The following is a 24,746-nucleotide window of genomic DNA, read 5'->3' as shown; positions in this document are numbered from 1 at the left end:
TCCTATCCCGATAGTGAGGTGCGTCATGACTCATAAAAGTGAAAAAAGCCCGTCCAAGCGTGAAAAACACCAGAAAGGTATTGAAAACCAAACCACCAACGAGCGCGTACGTGAGTGGAAAAAGTACAAGAAAAATGGTGGCTTGCTCAGCATTAACAGCTGGGACAAACAAGGCAGGCCAACGCGATAAACTGGCCAGTGCTTGGTGTGCAACAGGCTGAATAAGCCTAACAGCGGCTGATTGCAGTGCGCGGGCCTGTCGGGCCAGCCATTTGTGATCAGCCGCCGTTTTATCGTGTTGATTTTAGGTGTACATGCGCAGTCCGCCCTGCTCTGCCGCAGTATCGGCCTGGATTTCAGGATTAGCGTGACATGGATATTTCGAGGCAACACGCATGCTCGGCATGATTAAGTGCAGGCGCTTGCCGCTGTCCATGCTGCTACGACTCAAGCCATGCGTGCAATGCGCTCGGCGGCGGTGTCGATATGGGCGCCCAGCGCGGCAATGCAGGGGGCAAAGCGGGCAGAGAAACCGTCATGCGCGCGCAGACGGGCGTGGAAATCCTGCGCCAGCACCAGCGCCTGCCTCCAGCAACTGGCGTCTACCTCGGCGATCAGCATGGCCGGGGCTAGCGTATCCACCAGCGCGCCACCGCTGCGCGGGGCAAAGCCCATGGGCAACATGTCGTAGGCCGGGGCCAGTTGGTAGGGGCGGCCATGCAGGCTGATAAAGGACAGGTTGCCCGCGTGCATATCGGTATTGCCAATCAGCGTGCCAAACGCCCATAACAAGGCTGCACCAGCATGCGACTGCGGCGTGACATGGCCCGCCGCCACCAGCCGCTGCACCACCACCGGCCACGGCGCATGGGCGGCACCGACAAATTCGGCATCCAGTGCGCGCAGCGAGAATACCCCTACCCGGCCCAGCGGGCCGATGCGGTCGAAGCGTGGCACTTCCAGAAAGCGCTGGCTGCCAAAATCCCACAGCTTGGTGGTGACCCCCAGCACGGCCAGCGCCAGGTGTTCGGCCAGCAGCAGGTCACGCCAGCGCTGACTGACCGGGTTGGTATCGGCAGCGGTAAACTTCACCAGCACATGGCCGTGGTCTGCATAGGCGCAAAACTTGGGCTGCTCGCCCCCGGCGGATGAGCCGGGCAGCTCGCCGGCACTGGCGGCGCTGGCCAGCTGCGGGTAATCCTGCGCACGGTCTACCGCCTGCGGCAGTGGCATGGATAGAAAGTGCTGGCGGGCGGCATCGCCAATCAGCAGATTGCCGATGACATCATGCCCGTGCGCCTGCAATGCCCGCAGTACTTCGGCATCGCCCCAGTGTTCCGGATTGGCTGGCAGACCCAGGCTGTCAGCATGGGCTGAGGCATAGGCACGGCCCAGATAACCTTGCGGCCGCATATCGTACAGCCACCACGGCAGCCCGGCGCTGTGCAGGCTGACGCCATCTGCCTGCTGCATGACATAGCCTTCTGGCCGTACTGGCAGCAAACGGCCCAGTTGGCGGATTTGTCCGGCGTCGCTCACCCGGTATACCGGCACGGCCAACGCGCCACGGCTGGTATCGCGCAGTGCGTAGTGAATAGCTGGCCCAGCCCCCAAACGCAGCACCTCATCGCCCAGCGCCGCCAGTGCGCGCGATATCGTCGGCTGGCTTAAGCCTGTTTTTTCAACCAGTTGCCGGGCAGTGCATGGCCCGGCCCCCAGTTGTTGGCGGATGGAATCGGCGTGACGTGACATGGTTTGAATTGATTTATGAATAGATAAATGAATAGTAATTCTAATATCTAGCGGCGGCAGATTCAATCGGCCCAGCGAGCAAGGCTGCCAGGTATGCGGCAGGCGTAAAATTATTTGTCATTAGTCATGATGACAATCAGATAAAACGCTAAAATGTAAATCTTTGTTAACGTCACGCTGGAGATTTTTGTGAAGATTTTTACCGCTGCCGCCCTTGTAACTGCCCTACTGCTGACCGGCTGCGCCTCGGTTGACATGGCTTCCAAGGAAGATTCCGCCAAGGCCAAAACCTTTGCCGCTCCCTCCGCAGGCAATGCCGGCTTGTATATCTATCGCAACAGCCTGGTGGGCAAGGCCTTGAAAAAAGACATCTTCGTAGATGGCCAATGCGTGGGCGAAAGCGCCCCGGATGTGTTCTTCCGTACCGAGGTAGCGGGTGGCAAGCTGCACAAACTGGATACCGAGTCTGAATTTTCGGCCAACTCCATCAGCCTGATGGCCGAAGCCGGCAAAAACTACTTTGTGCGCCAGTACATCAAGCTGGGTGTGTTTGTAGGCGGTGCCGGGCTGGAACAGATGACAGAGGAAGAAGGCAAGGCCGATATCCTGAAGCTGGACATGGCCAAAAACGGGCATTGCGACCGCAAGCCCTGATCAAGCTTGCGGGAGCGCACCAGCCCGCCTGTAGTGAAACACCCCACGCCGACAACTGTCGGCGTTTTGCATCCATCCGGCGCCACCAGGCTTTCTCACCCTTGCACTAACGGCCCTGCTCTGCCGCAACATACACCCACGCCTGATGGTCTGATGCCAGCAGCACGGACTGACGCTGATAGTCAGCCACTTCGTAACCATCGGCCTGTTCCAGCTCCTGCTGCGTCAACAACAAGGCCATGCCGTCCACGCCATCGCTAGCCGCGCCAGTGTAAGCAATGATGGGGTGATGGGTTTTACCACTGGTGGCAATCACGTGCGGGTCGGTAATTTCCAGCATGGACAGGCTGAAACCGGGCAGGCGGTCGGCCACTCCATCCAGCAGTCGGCCAAATGTGGCCAATTGCACCTGCGGCAACTGCAGGGTGCCGTAGGAAAACAGGTATTGATCGGTAACTTCTTGTTTGCTGTTCATGGCTTGGCCTTGGGTTTGCCCCACCTGCAGGGCCTCGTAGAGGGCCCCGTATGGCAGGGTGAGATGACGGATCTGGATTTCCAGAATCCACAGCCCGGCTTCCGGGCAGGCGGCAACATCTTCCAGATCCCCAGATTGGTAAATGGCATGCGCAAAATCAGACACGCGATGGCCTTTAACATCCAGATTCAACTGCCCGCCCATGGCGGCTGCCTGTTAGGCGGCGTAGTTGTACAGGGCGCTGCCAGCTGGACGCATTTATACTGCGCCACATTTCATGACATTGTCACCACGCATCACATTCCATCACCTTCCGGCTTACCCGGATAACTACCCGTCGCCTCGTCCGCAGCCCTTGTCGGCCCGGCCAAGCCGGTATCGCCGCATTGCCTGAGTGCGGCGGCCAGCTTGAGATGCAGCAGAACCCGGCTGGCATGGATTTGGCTGGCTGAAGGATGAGTGCGGTTATCAGTCAGCATCAGGCGCGTTAAAGGGCAGCTATCCAGGCGCTTGTCATCCCATCGGCCGCTGCTGCGTTAAAAAAAGAGAGCCCGATTACCAGGCCGAACCTTTCATGCGCCAAGGCCAGCCCTGGCGCACTTTACTTTCCCCTGACTGGAAACCCTTATCATGAAACGCATTCTGCTTTGCTGTCTTGCTACCCTTGCCCTGTCTGCCTGTTCCAGCAGCAAGGCACCGCAGGCCCCTGCCAGCGCACCGGTAGCGACCGCACCGGCTGCCCAGCCGGTAGTAGACAGCGCAGCACTGGCCAAGGCTGCACTCAACAAACAGATTGATGCCAATATCGCCGCCAACCCGGACTTTGTTCCGTTTGCCGCCAACAGCCGCACACTGGATGAAGTGGGCAAAGGCCAGATCCAGCGCCAGCTGGCCAGCTTCCAGGCCAGTAAAAAGCTGATCGTGCGCGGCTACTGCCACCGTGGCAGCAGCAACGCCCGCGCCGTGGCCCATGCCCGCGCCGTAGCCGTGAAGCAATACCTGGTGGCATCCGGTGTACCGGCCAAGCACATTACCCTGCGCATCAACACCGACAAGGACGCCCAGGGCGTACAGATCGCCAGCAAATAAGGCCGCTGCCAATACCAGCAGGCTGGCGCTGGCGGGTGTTTGTCTATATAATTACCAATCCTATCTGGGGGCGACCTGGTTTCGACGGGGGTTGCGAAGCAGATGAGGGCATACCGGGATTTCAGTCACCCCGTAAAACGCTGAATTTTTTTAGTCGCAAACGACGAAACTTACGCTCTAGCAGCCTAACGGCCGGCTAGACACTACAACGGTTCGCAGATGGGCCGGGGGCGTCAAAACCCTGTAGTGTCACTCTACATCTGCTAGTGCCATGCCGGGTTACTTGGTCTGGTGCGAAACTCAAGGTAACTCGCCAAAGCTCAGCCTGTCCGTCGGCGTAGTGGAGGTTAAATCCAAATGACACGACTAAGTATGTAGAACTCACTGTAGAGGACTTTCGGACGCGGGTTCGATTCCCGCCGCCTCCACCAAATTAGCATTTCACACCGTGTCATGGTGTGCCAAGAACCCCGAGAAATAAGCCTCTTGGGGTTTTTTTATGGCTTTTTATCGTGTCATGACGTGTCTTGACATGCCCCCACCTCAGGGGGCATAAAAGGGGGCATAAGCAACGGGGGCACAAATCGATGCCCCCAAGCCCCTGAAAGATGCCCCCTATGCCCCTGACCGCCACCGCCTGCAAGAACGCCAAGCCGCGTGAGGATGGCAAGCCCCTGCGCCTCAGCGACGAAAAAGGCATGTACCTGGAGGTCATGCCGAATGGTGCAAAGTACTGGCGCGTGAAGTACCGCTTCAATGGCAAAGAGAAGCGTCTGGCCTTGGGGGTGTTTCCTGAAGTTGGCCTTGCCGATGCCAGGGAGAAGCGCGACGAAGCCCGCCGCCTGCTGGCAGAAGGTATCGACCCGGGCGAACTGCGCAAAGTCACCAAGGCAACCAGCAAGCTGAGCGCGGAAAACAGCTTCGAGGCTGTCGCCCGCGAGTGGTTTACCAAGTACCAGCCCACTTGGAGCGAAGGCCACGCCACCCGCATCATCCGCCGCCTGGAGCGCGACATTTTCCCTTGGCTTGGCAACCGCCCTATTGCTGAAATCACCGCCCCGGAGCTGCTGGCCAGCCTGCAGCGCATTGAGAAGCGCGACGCCATCGAGACGGCCCACCGCGCCATGCAGAACTGTGGCCAGGTCTTCCGCTATGCCGTGGCCACTGGCCGGGCCGAGCGCAACCCGGCTGCCGACCTGGTGGGCGCAATCGCCCCTGCGGTCAAAACATCGTTCCCCACCATTACTGACCCTAGCAAGATTGCCGAGCTGCTGCGCGCCATCGATGGCTACAAGGGCAGCTTCATCACCCAGTGCGCCCTCAAGCTGGCACCGCTGGTGTTTGTACGACCAGGTGAGCTGCGCAAGGCGGAATGGTCGGAGTTTGACCTGGAACACCAGCTTTGGACGATACCGGCCGAGCGCATGAAGATGCGGGAAAAGCACTTTGTGCCGTTGTCACAGCAGGCCGTCGCCATCCTGACCGAGCTGCAGGCCCTGACCGGCACCCGACAGTTTGCTTTCCCTGGTGCACGCACCAACGGCCGGCCAATGAGTGACAACACCGTCAATGCTGCCCTGCGCCGCCTTGGCTACAGCAAAGAGGACATGACCGGCCACGGCTTCCGCCACATGGCATCCACCCTGCTCAATGAACAGGGATGGAACCGGGATGCCATCGAACGCCAGATGGCCCATGCCGAGCGCAATAGCATCCGGGCAACCTACAACTATGCCGAATACCTGCCAGAACGAACCAGGATGATGCAGTCCTGGGCGGACTACCTGGACGGCTTGAAGGCTGGCGCGAAAGTGACGCCGCTGTTTAAGTCAGCCTGACGCTGAATTTACACCAGCTTTGCCGACACCTAGCCCGACGGGGCGAAAAGCGGAAACCCTTGCCGCCTGGTGTTGGCAAACCCAACAAGGGACGCCGAAGGGGGCGTGATGAATATTTTTGAAAGAATTGACAGTCTAATCCCTATATATAAGAAAAGAATCACGTTAGACAAAGAATTTACTGACGCTATAAACAGTTTTTACGGGACTCGACCAGAGCCGGAGCGTAGAGAATGGCTTGGATTGACAGAAAAAAAAGAGCCATTTGGACTATATAAGCTATTTTCACGTAGCTTTAGCTATGCCAATGAGCCATTCAAGGGGAATGATACCGATGTGATGGATTTCAAACTTAAAGAGGCCATCATAAACCTCCATATTTTAATGGAAATTTATAGAAGCGGCAGAGGGAAAAGCATTGCCCTGACGCAGGAGTCACAAGTTTGCGATTCATCGGTGGATGACCTAAAGATAGTTAGTGCGATTTTTAAAAATCCTGGATGGGCAAAGTATGTGTGGCAGGAGGAAGATCGCCCTCGGTCAAGCTTTAGGGCATGCTATGGACTTTTAGCTCTTTTGTATTTCATCAAGATTCGACAATACCTAAAGACAGATAACCATGACATGGTTCTTTACTATTCACTTCAGGCTGCATTTGCTTTAATAGCTGAGGGCAACAAAAGGGCTGAAATTAAAAGAAAAGTTGGTAAAAAAGATGGGAAAGCTGATGTTGCAAGAAATGGGGGAAATGCAAGAGCCGATAAATTGCAACCAGTTCGTGACTTCTGCCGCAATTTGTATCTCGAACAGCCATCTGGGAAAAAGCACCAGACCAAGCTAAAGGCCATCCGTGACAGAGTTATCACTTACGCTCAAGCAAATGGGAAGATACTGAGCCACGATCAGTTCATCAAGACTGCAACTGGATGGGTTGCTGATCTTCGGGAAAATTTGCCCGAATAGGTCGTTTACTAGCAAACCACCCTCGTCAGCTTGCAAACCCACTCCGTTAGCTAGCACGCGATCTTACGGCTCTATCTCGGGGCTTTTACATTTACGTCACAGAGAGCCGTGACGTAGCAACAAGCGTCACATTTCAAAACGTGGCGCTTTTTTTGCGCCTGACAGATAGGAAATCTGGCCATGTCGCAGCAATCACACAGTTTCGTATACCGCCATAATTGTAAGTTGCCAACCGAGGTCGATATGGTATTGACACTGCAATCCACGAACGGCGACATTATGAATGTCCGCCATGTCATTTCTTTTTTGTAAGCCGCAAAAGGAAATAACATGCGACACCACTCGACTGCCAATACTGGCAAAACCATCAAGATTGCCGACGCACAAGCCGGCATCCTCGCCCCCTATGGCGCGCTGCCTGCAACCGGTTTTGTCCGGCTTGCTGATCTGCGCCAGATTATCCCGCTGTCTGACTCTTCCATTTGGCGAAGAGTAAAAGCTGGAACCTTCCCAAAACCCCTGAAGTTATCTGAGCGCGTGACTGCTTGGAACGTGGTGGACATCAGGAAATTCCTTGCCGATCCGGTCAACTATCAGGCTGATGCGGCATAAGGGGCGGACATGGAAAACAAAAACGCCCGCACCGCCGAAGCAGTAACGAGCGCCATCACCAAGGCAAATTCTACTGATACCAGCGCCGACGCACAACGCTATCGACTACTCACGGCACTGCGCCAGGGGCCGGTAACGACCTTCGATGCCCGCGACCGCATGAATATCCTCATGCCGGCCGCCCAGGTGAAAGAGCTCCGCTCGTCTGGCTACAAAATAGACACTATTCGCATCCAGCTGGTGGACCAGAACGGCCATCGTCATAGCGGTGTCGCCAAATACGTGCTTATCCGCGAAGGGAGTGTTGCATGAACAACGTACTGACCTTCCCCTGCAATACTGATCATGCGCCTCGCAAGGGCTGGCTGCATGGCGACGAACTAGCCGAGCATGTTGGCGGCAAAGACAAGGCCACCACGCAATGGCTGACCCTGGTTGAGACGCAAGAGTACCTAGCCGCAATGGCTGGGCATCTCAACATGCGCGGACCAGCGGACCTGTATATCAGCAGACCTGACGGAATCTGGCTGCACCCTTCCCTGTACGTGTGCTTTGCCCGCTGGGCCAATCCGACCTTTGGTGTTTGGTGCGATGGCCAGATAGTGGACGCTGGAGGGTACTACGCATGAGCAAGCCAATCATTCAGGCCGATGGCCTGCCGCTGGTACTGGCCAAAGACGGCCCGCGCATTGATAGCCGTGTCATTGCCGCCGAACTGGACATTGAAAACCGCGCCCTGCTGCAGAACATAGAGAACCACGCCACGCACTTTGAAGCGTTTGGGGTAGTCACATTTCAAATGGAGAAACCCCCGAAAGGCTCCAGGGGCGGTATGCCGGTCCGCTATGCCCTACTCAATGAAGACCAAGCCTATTTGGCCGCCACGCTGTCGCGGAACACTGCCCGTGCAGTGGACGTGAAATTCCGGCTGGTAAAGGCATTCAGTGAGGCCAGAAAAGCCCAAGAAGCAAAGGGTGGACAGTACCTGCCCTTCTACCATCTCGCCCATGACGCCACCCGGCAGATGGCAATCAGCGCCGCCAACCATGGCAGTGCTGTGCCGGAAGAAATCTTCCACAGCAACGTGGAAAAGATGATCAACAAGGCCTTGGGCATCGAGGCCGGCCAGCGTGACAGCTTGAACGCAGCTCAACGCAATGCCGTCAGCACCGCCTATCAACTGGTGAATGCCGCCATTGCTGATGCCCTGGCCGAAGGCAAGGACCACCGGCAAGCCTACGACGAAGCAAAGCGCCGTGTGAACGACTTTGCCCGCCTGTTTGGTCCGGCACAAGGGAGGCTGACAGCATGAACCGCCTTTATCGGATCTACACAAGCCTGGCACCGTACCTTGTTGACGCCGCCATCCTGCTAACTGGCTTCATGATCGGGAGAATACCCAGTACATCATCACCAGTGGCATAACGTTCACAGCCACCACTATGCTGAACCAGTAAACGTAAACCCCGATGAGAAAAGTGTGTTCGCATACTTTGCCACGTGCGCTAATATGACCATGAACCATGGATTTTCATGGCCTTCAGAAGAAATCCAGCAGAACCTGTTTGACTGACACTATGCCTAATACCTTTGAAATTGAGCGACGACCGAATGGTGTGCTCTGGCTCTGGTCTGATCTGGAGCTGGCCGATGATGGTGAGCTTGCTCGCGTCATCGCTCAGCCCATTTCGGATGGGTACTGGCGTCTTACAGATGGGGCTTCAGTTTTTTTCCATGCTTCGACGCATGGAGCGCGGTTGGATGCGCGTCGGATAGACACTCTTGCAAAATCGCTACCTTCAGGCGTAACTCTCAATGCTGCCGGTGAGCTAGTCATTGAGCCAGTCAGTCAGAAGTGCCTCGATCAATACGCTACGAGGCACTTAAGCGGCCAGCTTGTTCTTTCGCACGCGATTGCGAATGCTGGCAGATCCCTCCGAGAGCGTTTTGAAAATACGCTGGGTAACTTGCTGGAAGCCAATCTTGGCCGCGAACACATACAGAAGCGGACCAGAGTCTATGGCGCAAGCGGCCATTCTATTGAGATTCCCTTTCTTCTGACCTTGGAAGAAGGAAAGCCATTGCTAATGCAATATGTCAGCAAAAAGAAAGACAACTCATTTGACTGGTCCACTGTCTACAGTACAGCTGGACGCTGCTCTGATCTCCGCTTAGCTGGCTATGAAGATAGTCAACGACTAGTTGTGATAGACGACATTGATGCCGATCCGAATAGTCTCGGACAAGCAACAACTGCATTGGCTGAATCTGCTACCGTATTACGGTTTAGCGCCAGCCCAGCATGGAGCACCCGACTTAGGAATAAGTCATCGCTTCTTAGTGCCTAACCCGCTCCGGCGGGTTTTTTCTTGACTAGCGGCAGCGTATATAACCCACTCACCATGGTAAGCTCAGATTCGAGAGGAGAAGCTATGAGCTATGTCTTGGCAACCACTGAAAACGTCGTGCGCTGGTACGTGTTCGATCCTGCGGGTAGCAAAGAGGGGTTTGAGCTTGTAACAGAGTTGGACCTGCACAAGGTGCCGCAGTTAGGCACAAAGGAAGATGCGAAAAGGATAGCTCAGTCACTTGGGCTGAAGACGTGGCGGTACGTGAAGTTGCCATAACGGCCTATGTGAACCACTCGCTTTGGTGGGCTTTTTCTTGCATAACCACTCATAGCACCAGCATGCAACACCTCACCATCACACAGCAATTCCGTCCACCCGCGATCATCGCGCACACAAACGAGTTCATCACCAAGATCCCGGCCGGCATCTACGAGATCACCGGTGACTGTCAGTCAGAGGACGGTGAACCAATGGTCGCCCTGATGAAAGATGAAGTGACCTACCTGGTGGAAAGTACTTTCTTGGACTGGATCAGGAGCAAGTCAGCGGATTGTTGACTCGCCCAGGGCGCAAGCCCACACTTGACCCCGGCCGGCATCCCTTCATCGGATAAAAACCAACCGGCCAGCTGAGCCCCTCCTTGCGAGGGGCTTTGTCTTGTTGAGCACAGGAGAACTATTCTTTGCGTCTGAGTAAGCCACAAAATGGAGCAGCCGCCCTCATCTGGGGGCATATTTGGGGGCATAATTTAATTTCAAATTGTCACACTCATTGCCAGATGTAGCTTTCAAGCCACAATTCGGTAGACGCCACCCCAAATTAGCATTTCACACCGTGTCATGGTGTGCCAAGAACCCCGAGAAATAAACTTCTCGGGGTTTTTTTATTGTGTCACGCCCTGTCATACCATGGATTGACATACTATCACTCGCTGTTGTGACGCCAATTTGCCAGACTGCAGCATGAAGTCCGGTAGTCATTTCTTTTTGGGATTAATGTGAAATGAAAATACTTATCCTCACTCTTTTGTTTGGCACAGGCCAAGTCCAATACACGCTGTCCGGCACGGAGCAGCTTGCACCACAAACCGTTATCGACAGTAGAGAAACTATCGGTTCGTTTACAAACAGCGTAAACAATATAATCAGCAAGGACAATGCAACCGTCTGTGCGGTAGTGCCAAGCTATGACTATAACAGTCCACTTCAATCCACACTTGACGGCATATTGTCCAAAAAGGAAAAATCACTTTTGGGGATATGGGAAGAAGAGAATGGGGTACGCAACGTGCTTAAAATACCGGCAGCAAAAGCAGTGACTCTTAACGATGCGCAGAGATACTGTGAATTGGCCATGCCGTTTGCCTTGAAACATAAGGATGATGCAGTTTCTCAATAGTGCTTCGCCGACACCTGGCCGGGCGGGGCTAAAAGCATCGGCCCTTGCCAAAGGCGGCAGCCGCATGGTGGATATGAAAAAAATCGCCCACCCAGGTGAAGGTGAGCGATATCAACAACATCAATAGAGGTGTGAGAACGCTGTCAGTATTGCGGCCTCTCTGCATACCGTCCATCCACCATGACCACTCCCTTGTCCTGAATCAATACCGGTTCCTCATATTTGTCCCGCAATTACGCTGCCTTCGCTTTGCTGCCGGACGGCAGCTACACTACATTTCCGGCATCAGGTTTTTGCTGAGCTTGATGTTGAAAGACGGATTCAAGGGCAGATCATGAGGCTGTTAAAGATTATTACCGGGACAATTGTCCTGTTTTTTGTCTACGCGGCAATTAGCATCACCCTGTCGATTCCATTGGTGGTGTTTGCCATATCAGGCTCAATCCTTGCCATCTACATTAATTGCAAAATTACACTCAAAGAGCAGCGCATTCGGAGAGAAAAATTTTATCTGCAGTATAAAAGCAGAAAACCATATCCCGCCTGGGGCAAAGAAACTGAAGGGTTTCGCAGTGCGCGTGCAATTTGTATAGGCTTATACATCAGGGATTGCGTTGCCAACAGAATTGGCTTGCCGTCAGCGCTTATCTACCCGCAAGATATCATTTCGCACATTGTTAATGATTTTGGCGAATTCAGAGGGAATTTGTATTTTGCCCTCAACGATATTAATCGCATTGTGGGCTACGGGGAGTTGTGCCACTTAAAAACCTTTGTCGAGGTGGCTAACTATATCGATATCACGTTTACCGATACCCAACTCCGCAAGAAGAAAATATTTATCAAAAAAAGCCATTGATGATCCGTATTTACTGCTTATCAATGGCTTTTTTCATGCCTTGCCCACGCAGCCGCTAGCCAAATCTTGGGCTGAACAGTGCGGCAAAGCGGAAAGCCTCACAACCGATAGGCATTCAAGGTGGTAATTTGCTTTTCTGCCAGCTCCGCCAGGTGGCTTGCGGTATCTGCTGTTGTGTGCGCTGCCGCGTGGGCTTGCTCTGCCATTTGCGCGGTACGCTCCACCTCGCCGGCAATATTGTCGCTGGCCACCCCTTGCTGACTGATGGCTGCGCTGATTTCGTCAACCAGGTTGCCGGCATTGGCCGAGGCGGTACCGATTTGCTTGATGGCATGATCTGCCAGATCCGCCCGGGCCACGCCGCTGGCTACTCGTTGTTCTGCAGACTGCATCTGCGCACATGCCTGCTGTGCGCGGGCGATCATGGTGGCGATGGTTTCGGCAATTTCCTGGGTGGAGCGCGCGGTACGCTCCGCCAGTTTGCGCACTTCGTCGGCCACCACGGCAAAGCCGCGCCCCTGCTCACCGGCACGTGCGGCTTCAATGGCTGCGTTCAATGCCAGCAGATTGGTTTGATCGGCAATATCCCGGATCACCATCACCACCATGCTGACCTTGCCACTATCGTCTTCCAGTGCGCGTATGCTGCCGGATGCCGTTTCCACCATGCTGGCAATCTCGCGAATGTCGGTGATGGTCTGCCCGACGATGTCCGAGCACTGTTCAAGCAACTGGCCGGCATCACCGGACAGTGCATTGGCCTCGCGGGCTCGGCTGGCGATGTGATTGATGCTGACGGTCATCTCTTCGATGGTGGCCGCCATGCTGGCGGCAGCCTGGCTTTGTTCGGACGATGCACCGGACACTTGCCCGGCGGTTTCGGACATCAGCGATGACGCCTGGGCTACCTGCTGTGCGCCTTGCAGAATGCTGCTCAGATTTGCCTGCAATACCTTCAGCAGATGGTTGAACGCGGTGGCGGTGCTGCCGATTTCATCCTGCTGCAACACGCTGGCCCGCTGGGTAAAGTCCAGGCTGCGGCTTACCGCCAGCATGCTGCCTTGAATGCCCGCCAGTCCGCTGCGTATGGTGCGGAACAATTGCGCCCCCAGCAGCCCGGACACTACCAATGACAGGGCCATCAGGCCGATGGCCATTTGCATCGAGGCCGTATAGCTATCCTGGTTCTGCTTATCCAGAGCGCGTATCTGCTGGAAGATATAGGCAACATGTTCCTTGAAGCGCAGGCCCAGCGCTGTGCTCATCGCACGTGCATCCACCACCAGAGAACGGAATGCGCCGTCGCGGTCGGTTGCGCTCTGGCGGACAACCTGGTCACGTACCGTGCGGTAGTGTTGCAGTGCTTGTTGATCCGCCACCAATAGGCGCTGGTCGGTTTCGTCCAACAGATGGTGAGCACGGTAGTCAGTCAGAAACTCATCCAGTTTTCTATCACTGTTTGCCATGGCTTGCGCCGCTGCCTGGCGTATTTCTGCATCTGGTGCCACCAGAAACTTCAACGTTGCCAGCCGCATTTCCGCTGTGCTGTGCTGCGCCTCGGTGATGGCGGCAATGCTGGCTGCCGTATCGAAGGCCACCAACTGGAAGCGCTGCTGTGCCTGATGCAATTGCCATAGCCCGTAGCAACCAACACTTAGCATGGCTAGCAAGCCGACCGACAAGGTCAGGATGATGCGGTTTGTGATTTTCATCATGTTCTCATGGGTATACGTGCATATTGTTTACCCAGAGCGCAATATCCATGCCATGTTGAATTTAAAATAAACCCATTGATTTTAAACTAAATTATTTTTGCTACCTGACATAGACCGACGGCATACCGTAAGCAAGCCTGGTGGAAATGAACGGGTTTCCGTCATCCGGCTGCTGGCTGGGGGAAGCCAGAATTGACAGTGCAATGGCCATTAACGGTGAGCAGCCCGTGCGCAGCTAGGGCGGGCAGCCATGATGGCTGCCATAGGGTGGCCGCCAGAACCGGTGGCGGGAGGTACTGCGGGCCACTTGGCAAGCGCATTGCCTGCCGTGCGACCCGCGATTCTTACTCGCCCAGCTGTTGCGCCAGTCTGGCGATATGTTCCGGCGTGATGCCGCAGCAGCCGCCCACAATGCCCGCACCCTTGCCTACCCAGCGCTCAGCCCAGCCCAGATAGTTTTGCGGGGTCAGGTCGGCACGGATTTCGTCCAGCGTGGCATTGGCCTTGGCGTCTTTCGGCGTGGGCGGGAAGGCATTGGCATACACGCCTAGTTGCAGGCTCTTGCCTTGCTGTTGCAGTACCGCACTGGCGGCATCCAGCGCTGCTTCCATTACCTCGGGCTGGCTGCAGTTGAACAGCACGGCCGCCGCGCCCAGCGTGATGGCTTCGGCCACCGCCGCGCTGACGGTTTCGCCGGAGCGCAGCCGCGCCACACTGTCGACATCTTCATCCTGCAGGGTGAAGGACAGCCACAGCGGCTTGTCCTGCTCGCCCAATGCCTGACGCACGGCACGCACCTCGGCCAGCGAGCTTTGGGTTTCGGCCAGCCATACGTCCACATGCGCAGCAAGCCCGGCAATCAGCACACGGTGAATCGCCAGCGAGTCGGCCTCGTTGAACAGATCCGGCCGATAGGAACCCAGCGCCGGCGGCAGCGAACCGGCCACCAGCACCTTGTGCGCTGCCTTGTCCGCGCTGCGGCGGGCCAGTTGGCCAGCCAGTGCGGCCAGCTGTTCGCCATGTTGTTCAAAGCGCTGCTGACCGATGTGAAAAGGCACCACCGCATAGCTGTTGGTAGTAATCACGCGGGCACCGGCATTGACGAAGGCATCGTGTGCCTGCTCGACAAAATGCGGGCCTTCCAGCAATGCCAGTGCCGACCATTCCGGCTGCTGGAACGGCGCACCGATACGTTTGAGTTCGCGGCCCATGCCGCCATCGAGAATCAGGGTTTGGCTCATATGCTTATCCATGCAATCACGGCATCAGGGTGCCGCGCACCCATGACGAACGGGAAATGTTATATATTTATATTCAATCAAGCTGGTAATTATTATAATAGTTTGATATATAGATTAACACCCAAACAGCATTCAGACCATAAAAATGTTCCAACGACAAACCAAGATCACCAAGACCCTCACCGCCCTTGCCCTGCTGGCCGCCAGCCAGAGCCATGCCGGTGCCACCCTGGATCACGTTCAGAAAAGCGGCGTACTGCGCGGCGTGCTGCTGGAAAGCTATCCGCCCTACTCCTTCCTTAACAACAAAAACCAGCTGGATGGCTTTGATGTGGATGTTGCCAAGGCCGTGGCGAAAAAACTGGGCGTCAAACTGAAACTGGACACCCCATCCTGGGAAGTGATTGCCGCTGGCAAATGGGGCGCGCGCTGGGATATCTGCATCTGCTCGATGACACCCAATAAGGAAAGAGCCCAGGTACTGGACTTCCCGGTGTTCTACTACAACTCGCCGGCGGTGCTGATTGCCAATGTGGCCGACAAGAAAACCAGCAGCATCAAGGATCTGGAAGGCAAGAAAATTGGCGTACAGCAAGGCGCGTCGTATGAAAGCTATCTGCAGAAGAAGCTGATTATCGAAGCACCGAATGCCGTGCAGCCCACCTATGGCTTCAACAAGGTCATCATTGCACCTTACGACAACGAAGAGCTGGCCTATCAGGACCTGGCACTGGGCGCGGGCAAGCGCGTGGATGCGGTGATTTCCAACCTGGTTACCGCGCGTGAACGCATCAGCAAGACCGGCAAGTTCCGCATTGTGGGCCGCCCGCTGTACCAGGAACCCAACTGGGTGGCGGTGGACAAGGGTGATGCGCAATGGAATGCCCGTGTCAAACAGATCATTACCGAGCTGAAGAAAGACGGCACGCTCAGCGCCATTTCCAAAAAGTGGATTGGCAGCGATATCACCAACTAAGAACCGGCCCCCTGGCGGCATGCAGCCGCCGGGGGCTTTCTGCTTTTGTCTGTTCGCATCATGAAACTGGAAAATCGATTCAGGCTGCAAGTCGGCCTGGTCATGTTGTGTCTGCTGGGCGGCTTTGCCTGGTTCGTCAATGCCTTTGAGCTGGACTACCGCTTTGCCCTGAGCAAGCTGCCCTTACTGGCCGGGCTGGAGCTAAGCCCGGAAGGCTTTATCCAGGGCATTCCGCTTACCCTGTTGCTGTGCCTGCTGTCCACCGTGCTGGCGGTGGCCATTGGCATGCTGTCGGCACTGGGGCGACTGTCCAGCAACCCGGTGCTGTACGGCCTGGCCACCTTTTACAACTCCTTCTTCAAGGGCACGCCGCTCTTGGTGCAGATTCTGCTGATTTATCTGGGTTTGCCGCAGCTAGGGGTGGTACCCACCGCCATTCCGTCTGGGGTGGCAGCGCTGGCGCTGTGCTATGGCGCTTACCTGAGCGAAGTGTTCCGCTCTGCCATTTTGTCCATCCACCGAGGCCAGTGGGATGCCGGCAAAGCATTGGGGCTGAAGCCGCAGGCCATCATGCGCCACATCATTTTGCCGCAGGCCATGAAAGTGGCCGTGCCACCCACCTTCAGCATGTTTATTTCCATGCTGAAGGACTCCTCATTGGTATCGGTAATGGGCTTGTGGGAGCTGATGTTCCTGGCGCAAAGCTATGGCCGTTCGGCATACCGTTATATGGAGATGCTGCTTACCGCAGCCATCCTGTACTGGCTGCTGTCCATCGTGCTGGAGCTGTTCCAGCACCGGCTGGAAGTCAGGCTATCCGCCTCTGGCCGCCGCTGAACAGCCACCTCACACCCGTCCGCCCCGGCCATGCAGCGAGCGCACCACCCAGCCGATAGCCAGCAGGCCGATCAGCAGCAACACGCCCACCGCCGTGGCCAGCCCGTACTGAAAATGGCCGCTCTGCACGCCGCGCAGCAGATCCACTGCGTAGGCGGCAGGGTTGCCCCGCGCCAGCAGCTGCAGCCAGCGCGGGGCCAGCTCCAGCGGATACAAGGCGCCGGATAGCAGAAACATGGGCAGGGTCAGGGTATTGGACACAACGGGAAACACCATCACCGAGCGAAACGGCAGCGCCATCACCAGCCCCAGCGCGGAAAACACCAGGGCGCACAAGCTCATGGCCAGTAGAAAATACAGCAAGGACAACGGCGAAAAAGCCAGCCCCAGCAGCGGCGCAAATGGCAGCAGCAATACCGACTGCACCAGTGCCAGTACGGCACCGGACAGAATGCGTGCCAGCGCCAGCGTGCTGCGCGGTAAAGGGGAAACCAGCAGCGCCTTGAACACCCCCACCTGACGGTCGTGCACCACGCCCACAGCGGCTGATGCGGCGGCAAACATCAGCGCCATCGCCACAATGCCGGGATAGATATAAGCCTGGTAACTGCTATCCAGCGCATAAGTACCGCCCGCCAGCCCGGCACCCAAAATAAACAGGTACATCAGCGGCTGCGCCAGGCTCAGCACAATGCGCAGCGGATTCAGCCAGTAGCGCTTCAGCTCCAGCCCAAGCAGCGGCAACAACACCCGCCACATCATGTCGCCACCCCACGGCCAGCGGCATGCTGTGACAGCAGCCTGCCCTGCTGCAGCCGTACGCACTGTTCGGCAGCCTCTGCCTCTTCCTGCCGGTGAGTACTAAACAACACGGTAACCCCTTGCTGGCGCTGCCGGGCAATCTGCTGCCAGAACGCCGCACTGGCGGCCTCATCCAGCCCTTGGGTTGGCTCATCCAGCAGCAACAGGCGTGGCGCAGCCAGGCTGGCCCGCATCAGTTCCAGTTGCCGACGCTGACCACCGGACAGGGTTTCCACCGCCTGACCAGCCCTGCCTTCCCAACCGGCTGCCGCCAGCTGTGCGCTACAGCGGCTGCGCGCCGCCGCGCCGGAATAACCATAGCAACAGGCAATCAGCAACAGGTTGTCCCATACCGACAAGCGTGGTTCCAAAGCACTGTCCTGAAACACCACCCCCAATTGGCGGCGAATCTGCGCCGCCTGACGCTGCGCATCCAGCCCCAATAGCTGGATGCTGCCCCGATCGGGCTGCAGCATGGTGGCCAGCAAGGCCAGCAAGGTGCTTTTTCCGGCACCATTGGCGCCCACCAAGGCGCACAGTCCGCCGGTGGCGATATGCAGATTGACATCCTCCAGCACCTGCTGCCGCCCACGGCGCAGATACACGCCAGCAATGCTTACTGCGTCCATATCAGCCTCCATCCAGCCAGTGAATGACTGGCCGTGGGCCGGGCCAGTGCAGCCGCGCTGCCATGGCATGCGTCAGCCATACCTGCCCGGCGGCATCCACCATCAACACCTTGTTGACACCGGTGGCGCGCGACAGGGTGAGTGCATGCGCAGGCCCGCCAATGAACGGGGCCTTGCTGGCACCATCGGACATGGCTCCCGCATGTGCGGCGGGGTCAGCCAGCACGGTTACGGTTTGGCTTTGCCGGGACGGATAGCCGCTGCGTGGATCGAGAATATGGCAGTAACGAATGCCGCCATGACTGAAATAGCGGTAGTAGTCACCGCTGGTACCAATGGCTTCGCCATCCTGCAATTCCAGCGTGGCCAGCAGGCCGGATGTACGCGGATGCTGGATGCCCACCTGCCACGGCTCGCCGCCCTTGCTACCCAGCGCCAGCAAATTGCCACCCACGTCGATCAGCGCATTGCTGACCCCCATCTGGCGTAAACGGGCTGCCGCCAGATCCAGCGCCCAGCCCTTGGCATAGCCACCCAAATCCACCGCCACCACGCGCTTGCGACTGCTGACCGTGCCGTCGGCCGCAATCTGCAAATCCGCAATACTGGGATGCTGCGCCATCAGCGCCTGCACGGCGGCATCGGTGGGAAAGTGGCTGTCATTGAACTGATCGTCCTGAAAGCCCCATAGCTGAATCAACCGGCCAATACCCGGATCAAACAGGCCCTGGCTTTCGCGCGACAGCGCCTGGGCCGCGCGCAGGATTTCCACCAGCCGTGGTGAAGCCGTAAATGGCTTGCCCTCGGCCAGTGCCGCATTCATCCGCATCAGCTCCGAGGGCTGCCAGGCATGCAAACTGTGGTGCATGTCTTCAAACAGGCTGAACACGGCATTTTCAGCCTGCCGCGCCTGTTCTGCCGACACCCCGGAGATGGATAGCTGTACGCGGGTGCCAAACACATAACTGCCCTGCGAGTGTAGCTCCGGCTGGCGCAGGGCCAGGCCCAGCACCAGCGTCAGCAGGGCCAGCGGCAACAGCCAGACCAGCAGGCGCCGCCTGCACGCCGGCTTGCTGACTGCGGTGGCCGCCAGTACCTCAGTCTTTGGCACGCAGCGTGTCCTTGGCCGGTGTGGCCACCGGTTTGATCGGAATATACAGCCCGTCGCGGCCTACCGGCGTCAGCGGCTGGCCGGCTTTTTCCCGGCGCTTGCGCTCCTGGGCCAGTGGCGGACAGCTGTGGCCGTCGTAATACATCACCATGCAGTCCAGGCACATCAGGCATTCACGCGAGTCGATGCGACCTGCCGCATCAATGGACAGCGAACCACAACCCACGGCACATGCCTTGCAACTGGTACAAGCGTCCTTGCGGCGCAGCTTCAGCACGTTGAAACGCGATGGCAGCCCCAGCGATGCCCCCAGCGGACACAGGTATTTGCAGAAGGGCCGCTCGACAAACAGCGACAGCCCCAGCAGCAGCGCCAGAAACAGCGCAAACGGCCAGCTGCGATTGAGCACACCCACCAGGAAGGTGGTTTTGAACGGTTCTACTTCAGCCAGTTTCTCTGCCAATGGCATGGAGAAGAAGGACACTGCCAGCAGCAGGAAGAAAATGGCGTACTTCAGCCACTTAAGGCGGTTATGCCAGGCCATGGGCACCTTGCCTGCCGGCAAATGCAGCACGCGGCCTATCTTGTACAGCAGTTCCGACAGCGAGCCGAACGGGCACATCCAGCCGCAAAACAGGCCACGGCCCCAGATCAGGGTGGTGGGTACAATCAGCAGCCAGAACATGAAGATGAAGGGGTCGCTCAAAAACAGTGACCAGTTCCAGCCATCCGACAGCGCATGGAATACCGTCAGCACCTGGGTGATGGAGGGCTGGGCCATTTCCAGGCCACCGGCAAACGCAATGGCAATCAGCCAGCTGATGGTCTTGGGCCAGGATACCCAGCGTTTGCTGCCACGGCGCGAACGGCGCACCCAGCGGTCGCGGCTGATGAAGAAAACCAGCACCGCCGCCATCCAGGCAGCAAACAGCACGATTTCCAGTTGCTTGTCCTGCCAGGCTTTTTTCCAGGCAGCCTGCGGCAGCTCTACGGCAGGCCGGCCACCTTGCAGTTGATTGTCCGGCAGCCAGTAATTGCTTTCGAAAGAGGTGAATTGCTTGGCACCGGTTTGCTGATCTTCCTTATTGGCCAAAAAGGCAAAGCGCCACGGCCAGGCAGCGGCAAAATGCGGGTCACGCAGAATGAAGATGCCGCTTTCGCGGAATTCCGGCGCACCGGCTGCCCGCAAGGCGTACAGGTTGAGGTAATCGGTATCGCGGAAGGTGTAGGCCGACAGATCCTGCCGTACCTGGATACGGTCGTACAAGCCGCCACGCACAAAGCCGGACCCCTTGAACGAACCGCTGCCATTGTTGACGATAAACAGGGCATGCTCGCCCGGTTTCAGCGTTTTCATCAACTTGGCATAGTCCTCATCCCCCAGCACGCTGCGGCCGATGCCGGGTGCATTCAGATAGCCGTAGTACAGGTCCAGATACGCTTCGCTACCGCTCGTGCCGATATCGGCGGGCGTTACTGTCAGATGTTGCACACTGCCATCGGTCAGCAATGCCTGCCAGCTGGCGGGCTGCTTGCTATCGATAAAGCGTGCCGGCGGGCGTACCGCCTGCTTCATGATGCCGGTCTGATAGGCCACGGCCTGCGCACAGCGCGAAATCAGCTGGTTTTCCGCAATCACGGTTACCGTGGCACCGGAGATGGCGTCCAGCCTGTCCTTGCCACTGCCGCCAATTTCCATGCGCGAACCGGCAAAGCGGCCCAGATACTGGTTGAGAAAATCAGTAAGCTTGTTTTCCGGAATGCCCACCAGCAGGATGGGTTCGCTGTGCTTCAATACCCGCACACCACTGATGCGCCCGCTGCCATCCATGCCGATAAGCGTGACAATCGGCTTGCCGGAATAACCCTGGGTATCCACGATGTCCGTGGACAAAAATACATAGCCCTTCAGCTTTTTGTCCGCGCCATAGCCTTCCACATACGGCGGTGCACCCTTGCGCACCGAAAAGGACCTTGCGCCGGGCAATACTGCCGCACAGTCCACCCAGCGGCACATGTCCGGATCGGTAGACAATGCCTTGGGCAGCTCGCGCTCATAGCTGGAAGCCTGCGCCGCCGGGCTGTACGCCAGACAGCACAGCAAGCCCAGCCAGACAATGCGCAACAATGTGGCACAACGACGCCACAAACCGTGACTGGCGGACAGTCTGCTAATACATGCGGATAGCACCTTGATTTCCTTGTCTTGTTGTCCCGGCAGCGCGGTTGCCGGCTTGGCTTACAGTCCGGCTTTCAGCTGCCCCATCTGGCAAACCCGTTGCAGGATCTGAAAAGATGCCATGCCGCCCTGCCAGTGCACAGCAGGCAGCATGCGCGGGGTAACCCAGCTGCCACCCTCGCCGTCCAGCAGCAAGATGCGGCTGATGCCGTGTGTAATGCCCACCTGGAATGCACCCATGTGGCCAGCGTCCAGCAATAGCCGCCCCAGGTCGGCAGACGGCAGTGTCTTATCCAGAATGACGGCAACCGCCTGTGCGGCAGGCGGGCGCGGAATGATGATGCGCGGAGCGCGCCAGGCGTACAGCAGGCGCTGATCGGACTGTAGTTTCAGTGTGGCGGCCGGACGCTCCAGGGCAACCTGCCAGTCACCATCACGCAGCTGCGCAAATGGCGGCGCGGCCATCATGATCTGGTGCAGACCGTCCTGCCCGGACGACTGCGCTGCGACAGCCCTTGCCTGCGCCCCAAGCGGCATCGACAGCAGCACCCTGCCGGTGTCCGGAGAGCGTACCGGCAGGGCTGGTAAAAGCTGCATGGGCGCTGTCATGGACAACAGGCCCAGCACGGCAGGCAGCAACAAGGCCTGCATCAGGCGCGCGGCCATGTGCTTTCCCTTTAGCTGGCCTTGGCCACCATGAAGTCCACTGCGGCCTTCACGTCGGCATCAGACAGCGACGGGCTGCCGCCCTTGGCCGGCATGGCGCCTTTCTGGCCGGAGAAACCTTCCAGCGCATGCTTGTACAGCGTGTCCTTGCCCTGGGCGATACGCGGCGACCAGTCATCCTTGTTGCCCACGATAGGCGCACCGGCGGCACCGCTCTGGTGGCACATGGAGCAAACCGACTTGAAGGTTTTTTCGCCAACCGGATTGCTGACCTCGGTAGCGGCTTGCGCTGCCGGTGCCGGTGCGGCAGCCGGAGCCGAAGCAGGCTGCTCGGCCGGTGCGGCGGTTTCGCTCTTGCCGCAGGCGGCCAGCATCAATACACAACTTCCAAGGAGTACGAATTGTTTAAGCATGAGAACCTCTGTGCATCAGGATTTGGTGATTTGCAGCTTAGCACCCGGCCTTGTCACTCTAAATTGATACCAATCAATCAAAAAAAGATGGCACGAAATAGCCTATTTCACCTTTTCATGACAAATGAAAAAGCGCGGCAAACCAGATGGCAGCCACGCTGATGTGCAGATGAAAATGCCGGGCGCAAACCCGCTGGCGCAAGTCAGACCGCTTGCAGCAAGGGGTCCTGCGTCAGTTTTTGCAGCAGGCGCTGCACATTGCTCCAGGCACTGTCACCAGGCCGAGTAACGGGATCAGCACGCAGGCAACCTGCGTCGTCGTGCAGATGGTTGGGAAAGGTGGCCAGATCCCGATGCAGCGGCGCGGTATCGATGCGGCAGCTGGCATCGCCCCAGCGCCAGTTGATGGAATAGGCATGATCGTCACGGAAGCGCAGTTCGATATCCACGCCATTCTTCAGGGCTACGATCAGCGCATCCTGATGAATGGTCACTTCCTCGCGCAGGATGTCGAACAGATCATCCTCGATCACTTCCTTAAGATGCAGATGCAGCATGAGCTTCCTCCTCATTACCGGCCAGAACCAACCGGAGTTGTTCGCGCGTGGCGTCCCTTTGCTGTTCCAGGATAAAAATCGACAGATAGTGTTCATAAGCCGGGTGCTCATCCAGCTCGCCGCTTTCGATGCGGGCCAGCAAGTCCTGCGCACTGCTCACCCCGTAATGGCCCAGCAGGGCCTTGCGGTTTTCCCGCAGCTGATAGGACAGCCAGCTGAGCGGCTCGATTTGCTGCGCCGTGTCCAGCGGGAGCTGGTCGTAAAACTGGGTCATTTGCGACTCCCTTACATGGATTTGTCTTTGAGCACACCGCCATCCAGCTCGGCCATGGCCGGCGTGATGTCGTTGAAGCGATAAACCTTGCCGCCTTCGCGCGTGGCAACGGTACGGGCGGCTGCCTCGCTGCCGTAGCTGGCAAAGGTGGGTCCCATCGAGCCTTTCAGACGCGAGCCCACCACGTAGAATGCGTTGCGGGCATCAATCCAGTGACCCACCGGGTGCTCCCAGTCGGCCTGGCTCATGTCCTGCACATACACCGCCGCCACCATGCGCTGCTGCTCGGGTTTCAGATACACGGCAAACAGTTCGATGGTGTCGCAGAAAAAATCAGGCGCGCCCTGCGCATACTGCAGCTGCCCTTTGGGGCCGGGGTAATCCGCCAGGCTCATGCCATCCAGACTGCAGGCCGTATTGCGATCCGGCTCCAGCGCGGTTTTGCTTGTCGGCGGAGTTTCGTGGCTGCAGGCGGCCAGCAGCGGCGTTGCCAGCAACATGCCCAGGCAGCAACGGCGGGTGATGGGTTTCATCGACGGAACCTCCAGATAGCCAGACAAAGCGGTGCGGACATCCAGCCCAGCATCACCGCCCCCAGTACCAGGGGGTTGGCCAGTGCTGGTGGAAACAGGCTGGTAAGACCGAACATCAGCCGCAGATCGTCCGGGCCAAAGATGTTGAGAATGCGGAAAACGTCTGCCGGGTTCAGCAGCATCAGATAGGGAAAGGCCGGGCCGGCGATATCACCGCCGCTCATTACCAGCAAACCCAGCAGCAGCAGGTCGTACACCAGCACAAACAGGAACCACACAAAAATGGCGATGCCGCTGGCCTGGGCGCGATCCTGTGCCACAACCGAAATGGCCACCGCCACACTGAGAAACACCAGCCCCAGCAATAAGGTGCTCAGCATGAAACCAACGTAGTGAAACCATGCACTGGCCGGCAGCTGGGTGAGAATAAGAACCCCGGCGGCACCAAAACCCAGCATGGTGGCCACGGTGAGCGTGGAGGCCAGCCCCAGATACTTGCCCAGCAGCAATTCCATGCGGCTGACCGGCAAGGCCAGCAGCAGGTCCAGCGAACCGCGTTCGCGCTCACCCACCACGGCGTCAAAGCCCAGAATCAGCGCAATCAGCGGCACCAGATAAATCACCAGGCTAACCAGGCTCTGAATGGTGGCTTCGGTACCTTGCACCCCCACACTGCCCTGCGTGGCCGCACCGAAGTAGCTGATGGTGAAGGCAAAGGCGGCAAATACCAGCGTCACCGCCACCACCCAGCGGTTGCGCAGCCGGTCACGGAATTCCTTGCCAGCGATGGTAAAGACTGGGCTGTTCATTTCATCATCCTTGT

General features: G+C 57.5%; 30 protein-coding genes and 1 other RNA gene. 17 read left to right on the top strand and 14 right to left on the bottom strand.

Annotation, left to right across the window (positions count from 1 at the left end):
* Positions 1-25 precede the first annotated feature (25 nt).
* Positions 26-190 (top strand): hypothetical protein, encoded by a 165-nt coding sequence (locus ACODR9_RS08695; RefSeq protein ID WP_488808833.1) that lies wholly within the window; start codon positions 26-28, stop codon positions 188-190.
* 257 nt (positions 191-447) lie between these two features.
* On the opposite strand, the gene yjjJ is transcribed toward ACODR9_RS08695, so the two are convergent.
* On the bottom strand, positions 448-1,752 hold the full coding sequence (gene yjjJ / locus ACODR9_RS08690; protein ID WP_488808831.1) for a type II toxin-antitoxin system HipA family toxin YjjJ: 1,305 nt from the start codon (positions 1,750-1,752) through the stop codon (positions 448-450).
* A 189-nt stretch (positions 1,753-1,941) separates the two neighbouring features.
* On the opposite strand from yjjJ, the gene ACODR9_RS08685 reads away from it, so the two are divergent.
* On the top strand, positions 1,942-2,406 hold the full coding sequence (locus ACODR9_RS08685) for a DUF2846 domain-containing protein (protein WP_488808830.1): 465 nt from the start codon (positions 1,942-1,944) through the stop codon (positions 2,404-2,406).
* A gap of 106 nt (positions 2,407-2,512) precedes the next feature.
* Here ACODR9_RS08685 and ACODR9_RS08680 read toward each other — a convergent pair whose 3' ends face one another.
* The gene (locus tag ACODR9_RS08680) at positions 2,513-3,085 is read right to left on the bottom strand and encodes a gamma-glutamylcyclotransferase family protein (protein ID WP_488808829.1); all 573 of its coding nucleotides are present in this window, start codon (positions 3,083-3,085) and stop codon (positions 2,513-2,515) included.
* Between the two features lie 426 nt (positions 3,086-3,511).
* On the opposite strand from ACODR9_RS08680, the gene ACODR9_RS08675 reads away from it, so the two are divergent.
* From ACODR9_RS08675 to ACODR9_RS08615, 13 genes are all read left to right on the top strand, one after another.
* Positions 3,512-3,970: an OmpA family protein gene (locus ACODR9_RS08675; protein ID WP_488808828.1), complete on the top strand. Its 459-nt coding sequence runs from the start codon at positions 3,512-3,514 to the stop codon at positions 3,968-3,970.
* Positions 3,971-4,036: 66 nt separating this feature from the next.
* Positions 4,037-4,401, top strand: a transfer-messenger RNA (tmRNA) gene (ssrA, locus tag ACODR9_RS08670).
* A 186-nt stretch (positions 4,402-4,587) separates the two neighbouring features.
* The gene (locus ACODR9_RS08665) at positions 4,588-5,808 is read left to right on the top strand and encodes a tyrosine-type recombinase/integrase (protein ID WP_488808827.1); all 1,221 of its coding nucleotides are present in this window, start codon (positions 4,588-4,590) and stop codon (positions 5,806-5,808) included.
* 108 nt (positions 5,809-5,916) lie between these two features.
* Positions 5,917-6,771, top strand: a complete 855-nt coding sequence (locus ACODR9_RS08660; protein ID WP_488808825.1) for a hypothetical protein — start codon at positions 5,917-5,919, stop codon at positions 6,769-6,771.
* 330 nt (positions 6,772-7,101) lie between these two features.
* Positions 7,102-7,383 carry a helix-turn-helix transcriptional regulator gene (locus ACODR9_RS08655; RefSeq protein ID WP_488808824.1) on the top strand — a complete coding sequence of 94 codons (282 nt, stop codon included), beginning with the start codon at positions 7,102-7,104 and terminating at the stop codon, positions 7,381-7,383.
* Between the two features lie 9 nt (positions 7,384-7,392).
* Entirely contained in the window at positions 7,393-7,695 is a 303-nt protein-coding gene (locus tag ACODR9_RS08650) for a helix-turn-helix domain-containing protein (RefSeq protein ID WP_488808823.1), read from the top strand.
* Positions 7,692-8,012, top strand: coding sequence for a KilA-N domain-containing protein (locus ACODR9_RS08645; RefSeq protein WP_488808821.1), 321 nt, complete (start codon positions 7,692-7,694; stop codon positions 8,010-8,012). Before ACODR9_RS08650 ends, ACODR9_RS08645 begins: the two co-directional genes overlap by 4 nt.
* Positions 8,009-8,695: a Rha family transcriptional regulator gene (locus ACODR9_RS08640; protein WP_488808820.1), complete on the top strand. Its 687-nt coding sequence runs from the start codon at positions 8,009-8,011 to the stop codon at positions 8,693-8,695. Before ACODR9_RS08645 ends, ACODR9_RS08640 begins: the two co-directional genes overlap by 4 nt.
* 211 nt (positions 8,696-8,906) lie before the next feature.
* Positions 8,907-9,731, top strand: coding sequence for a hypothetical protein (locus ACODR9_RS08635; RefSeq protein ID WP_488808819.1), 825 nt, complete (start codon positions 8,907-8,909; stop codon positions 9,729-9,731).
* 84 nt (positions 9,732-9,815) lie between these two features.
* Positions 9,816-10,010, top strand: a complete 195-nt coding sequence (locus tag ACODR9_RS08630) for a hypothetical protein (RefSeq protein ID WP_488808818.1) — start codon at positions 9,816-9,818, stop codon at positions 10,008-10,010.
* Positions 10,011-10,072: 62 nt separating this feature from the next.
* The gene (locus tag ACODR9_RS08625; protein ID WP_488808817.1) at positions 10,073-10,291 is read left to right on the top strand and encodes a hypothetical protein; all 219 of its coding nucleotides are present in this window, start codon (positions 10,073-10,075) and stop codon (positions 10,289-10,291) included.
* Positions 10,292-10,736: 445 nt separating this feature from the next.
* Entirely contained in the window at positions 10,737-11,132 is a 396-nt protein-coding gene (locus tag ACODR9_RS08620) for a hypothetical protein (RefSeq protein ID WP_488808816.1), read from the top strand.
* Between the two features lie 334 nt (positions 11,133-11,466).
* A complete protein-coding gene (locus ACODR9_RS08615; RefSeq protein ID WP_488808814.1) occupies positions 11,467-11,991 on the top strand; it encodes a hypothetical protein in 525 nt (174 codons plus the stop codon).
* A gap of 98 nt (positions 11,992-12,089) precedes the next feature.
* Here ACODR9_RS08615 and ACODR9_RS08610 read toward each other — a convergent pair whose 3' ends face one another.
* Both ACODR9_RS08610 and ACODR9_RS08605 read right to left on the bottom strand, forming a co-directional pair.
* Positions 12,090-13,703: a methyl-accepting chemotaxis protein gene (locus tag ACODR9_RS08610; protein WP_488808813.1), complete on the bottom strand. Its 1,614-nt coding sequence runs from the start codon at positions 13,701-13,703 to the stop codon at positions 12,090-12,092.
* Between the two features lie 347 nt (positions 13,704-14,050).
* On the bottom strand, positions 14,051-14,947 hold the full coding sequence (locus ACODR9_RS08605) for a homocysteine S-methyltransferase family protein (protein WP_488808812.1): 897 nt from the start codon (positions 14,945-14,947) through the stop codon (positions 14,051-14,053).
* A gap of 145 nt (positions 14,948-15,092) precedes the next feature.
* Between ACODR9_RS08605 and ACODR9_RS08600 the strand changes: the two genes are divergently transcribed.
* Both ACODR9_RS08600 and ACODR9_RS08595 read left to right on the top strand, forming a co-directional pair.
* The gene (locus ACODR9_RS08600) at positions 15,093-15,923 is read left to right on the top strand and encodes a transporter substrate-binding domain-containing protein (protein ID WP_488808811.1); all 831 of its coding nucleotides are present in this window, start codon (positions 15,093-15,095) and stop codon (positions 15,921-15,923) included.
* A gap of 60 nt (positions 15,924-15,983) precedes the next feature.
* Positions 15,984-16,760: an amino acid ABC transporter permease gene (locus ACODR9_RS08595; protein ID WP_488808810.1), complete on the top strand. Its 777-nt coding sequence runs from the start codon at positions 15,984-15,986 to the stop codon at positions 16,758-16,760.
* Between the two features lie 9 nt (positions 16,761-16,769).
* Here ACODR9_RS08595 and ACODR9_RS08590 read toward each other — a convergent pair whose 3' ends face one another.
* The 10 genes from ACODR9_RS08590 to ACODR9_RS08545 form a co-directional block, all read right to left on the bottom strand.
* Positions 16,770-17,522: an ABC transporter permease gene (locus tag ACODR9_RS08590; RefSeq protein ID WP_488808809.1), complete on the bottom strand. Its 753-nt coding sequence runs from the start codon at positions 17,520-17,522 to the stop codon at positions 16,770-16,772.
* Positions 17,519-18,190 carry an ABC transporter ATP-binding protein gene (locus ACODR9_RS08585; protein ID WP_488808808.1) on the bottom strand — a complete coding sequence of 224 codons (672 nt, stop codon included), beginning with the start codon at positions 18,188-18,190 and terminating at the stop codon, positions 17,519-17,521. Before ACODR9_RS08585 ends, ACODR9_RS08590 begins: the two co-directional genes overlap by 4 nt.
* A gap of 1 nt (position 18,191) precedes the next feature.
* Positions 18,192-19,301, bottom strand: coding sequence for an FAD:protein FMN transferase (locus ACODR9_RS08580; protein WP_488808807.1), 1,110 nt, complete (start codon positions 19,299-19,301; stop codon positions 18,192-18,194).
* On the bottom strand, positions 19,288-21,492 hold the full coding sequence (locus ACODR9_RS08575; protein ID WP_488808806.1) for a 4Fe-4S binding protein: 2,205 nt from the start codon (positions 21,490-21,492) through the stop codon (positions 19,288-19,290). Before ACODR9_RS08575 ends, ACODR9_RS08580 begins: the two co-directional genes overlap by 14 nt.
* A gap of 48 nt (positions 21,493-21,540) precedes the next feature.
* On the bottom strand, positions 21,541-22,146 hold the full coding sequence (locus ACODR9_RS08570; protein ID WP_488808805.1) for a hypothetical protein: 606 nt from the start codon (positions 22,144-22,146) through the stop codon (positions 21,541-21,543).
* An 11-nt stretch (positions 22,147-22,157) separates the two neighbouring features.
* Positions 22,158-22,559 carry a c-type cytochrome gene (locus ACODR9_RS08565; protein ID WP_488808804.1) on the bottom strand — a complete coding sequence of 134 codons (402 nt, stop codon included), beginning with the start codon at positions 22,557-22,559 and terminating at the stop codon, positions 22,158-22,160.
* A gap of 203 nt (positions 22,560-22,762) precedes the next feature.
* Positions 22,763-23,116, bottom strand: a complete 354-nt coding sequence (locus ACODR9_RS08560; protein ID WP_488808803.1) for a toxin-antitoxin system TumE family protein — start codon at positions 23,114-23,116, stop codon at positions 22,763-22,765.
* Positions 23,097-23,390: a hypothetical protein gene (locus ACODR9_RS08555; protein ID WP_488808802.1), complete on the bottom strand. Its 294-nt coding sequence runs from the start codon at positions 23,388-23,390 to the stop codon at positions 23,097-23,099. The genes ACODR9_RS08560 and ACODR9_RS08555 overlap by 20 nt, the downstream gene beginning before the upstream one ends.
* An 11-nt stretch (positions 23,391-23,401) precedes the next feature.
* Positions 23,402-23,923 carry a nitrous oxide reductase accessory protein NosL gene (locus ACODR9_RS08550; protein WP_488808801.1) on the bottom strand — a complete coding sequence of 174 codons (522 nt, stop codon included), beginning with the start codon at positions 23,921-23,923 and terminating at the stop codon, positions 23,402-23,404.
* Complete coding sequence (locus ACODR9_RS08545; RefSeq protein ID WP_488808800.1) at positions 23,920-24,732, bottom strand: ABC transporter permease; 813 nt, start codon at positions 24,730-24,732, stop codon at positions 23,920-23,922. The genes ACODR9_RS08550 and ACODR9_RS08545 overlap by 4 nt, the downstream gene beginning before the upstream one ends.
* Between the last annotated feature and the right edge of the window lie 14 nt (positions 24,733-24,746).

It is taken from the genome of Aquitalea sp. FG25, assembly GCF_057809375.1.
This window is presented reverse-complemented; position numbering and strand designations above follow the sequence as displayed.

Coding starts and splice junctions, on each gene's coding strand:
- ACODR9_RS08695 (WP_488808833.1), top strand. CDS start 26: ATGACTCATAAAAGTGAAAAAAGCCCGTCCAAGCGTGAAAAACACCAG.
- yjjJ (WP_488808831.1), bottom strand. CDS start 1,752: ATGTCACGTCACGCCGATTCCATCCGCCAACAACTGGGGGCCGGGCCA.
- ACODR9_RS08680 (WP_488808829.1), bottom strand. CDS start 3,085: ATGGGCGGGCAGTTGAATCTGGATGTTAAAGGCCATCGCGTGTCTGAT.
- ACODR9_RS08675 (WP_488808828.1), top strand. CDS start 3,512: ATGAAACGCATTCTGCTTTGCTGTCTTGCTACCCTTGCCCTGTCTGCC.
- ACODR9_RS08665 (WP_488808827.1), top strand. CDS start 4,588: ATGCCCCTGACCGCCACCGCCTGCAAGAACGCCAAGCCGCGTGAGGAT.
- ACODR9_RS08660 (WP_488808825.1), top strand. CDS start 5,917: ATGAATATTTTTGAAAGAATTGACAGTCTAATCCCTATATATAAGAAA.
- ACODR9_RS08655 (WP_488808824.1), top strand. CDS start 7,102: ATGCGACACCACTCGACTGCCAATACTGGCAAAACCATCAAGATTGCC.
- ACODR9_RS08650 (WP_488808823.1), top strand. CDS start 7,393: ATGGAAAACAAAAACGCCCGCACCGCCGAAGCAGTAACGAGCGCCATC.
- ACODR9_RS08645 (WP_488808821.1), top strand. CDS start 7,692: ATGAACAACGTACTGACCTTCCCCTGCAATACTGATCATGCGCCTCGC.
- ACODR9_RS08640 (WP_488808820.1), top strand. CDS start 8,009: ATGAGCAAGCCAATCATTCAGGCCGATGGCCTGCCGCTGGTACTGGCC.
- ACODR9_RS08635 (WP_488808819.1), top strand. CDS start 8,907: ATGGATTTTCATGGCCTTCAGAAGAAATCCAGCAGAACCTGTTTGACT.
- ACODR9_RS08630 (WP_488808818.1), top strand. CDS start 9,816: ATGAGCTATGTCTTGGCAACCACTGAAAACGTCGTGCGCTGGTACGTG.
- ACODR9_RS08625 (WP_488808817.1), top strand. CDS start 10,073: ATGCAACACCTCACCATCACACAGCAATTCCGTCCACCCGCGATCATC.
- ACODR9_RS08620 (WP_488808816.1), top strand. CDS start 10,737: ATGAAAATACTTATCCTCACTCTTTTGTTTGGCACAGGCCAAGTCCAA.
- ACODR9_RS08615 (WP_488808814.1), top strand. CDS start 11,467: ATGAGGCTGTTAAAGATTATTACCGGGACAATTGTCCTGTTTTTTGTC.
- ACODR9_RS08610 (WP_488808813.1), bottom strand. CDS start 13,703: ATGAAAATCACAAACCGCATCATCCTGACCTTGTCGGTCGGCTTGCTA.
- ACODR9_RS08605 (WP_488808812.1), bottom strand. CDS start 14,947: ATGAGCCAAACCCTGATTCTCGATGGCGGCATGGGCCGCGAACTCAAA.
- ACODR9_RS08600 (WP_488808811.1), top strand. CDS start 15,093: ATGTTCCAACGACAAACCAAGATCACCAAGACCCTCACCGCCCTTGCC.
- ACODR9_RS08595 (WP_488808810.1), top strand. CDS start 15,984: ATGAAACTGGAAAATCGATTCAGGCTGCAAGTCGGCCTGGTCATGTTG.
- ACODR9_RS08590 (WP_488808809.1), bottom strand. CDS start 17,522: ATGATGTGGCGGGTGTTGTTGCCGCTGCTTGGGCTGGAGCTGAAGCGC.
- ACODR9_RS08585 (WP_488808808.1), bottom strand. CDS start 18,190: ATGGACGCAGTAAGCATTGCTGGCGTGTATCTGCGCCGTGGGCGGCAG.
- ACODR9_RS08570 (WP_488808805.1), bottom strand. CDS start 22,146: ATGGCCGCGCGCCTGATGCAGGCCTTGTTGCTGCCTGCCGTGCTGGGC.
- ACODR9_RS08565 (WP_488808804.1), bottom strand. CDS start 22,559: ATGCTTAAACAATTCGTACTCCTTGGAAGTTGTGTATTGATGCTGGCC.
- ACODR9_RS08560 (WP_488808803.1), bottom strand. CDS start 23,116: ATGCTGCATCTGCATCTTAAGGAAGTGATCGAGGATGATCTGTTCGAC.
- ACODR9_RS08555 (WP_488808802.1), bottom strand. CDS start 23,390: ATGACCCAGTTTTACGACCAGCTCCCGCTGGACACGGCGCAGCAAATC.
- ACODR9_RS08550 (WP_488808801.1), bottom strand. CDS start 23,923: ATGAAACCCATCACCCGCCGTTGCTGCCTGGGCATGTTGCTGGCAACG.
- ACODR9_RS08545 (WP_488808800.1), bottom strand. CDS start 24,732: ATGAACAGCCCAGTCTTTACCATCGCTGGCAAGGAATTCCGTGACCGG.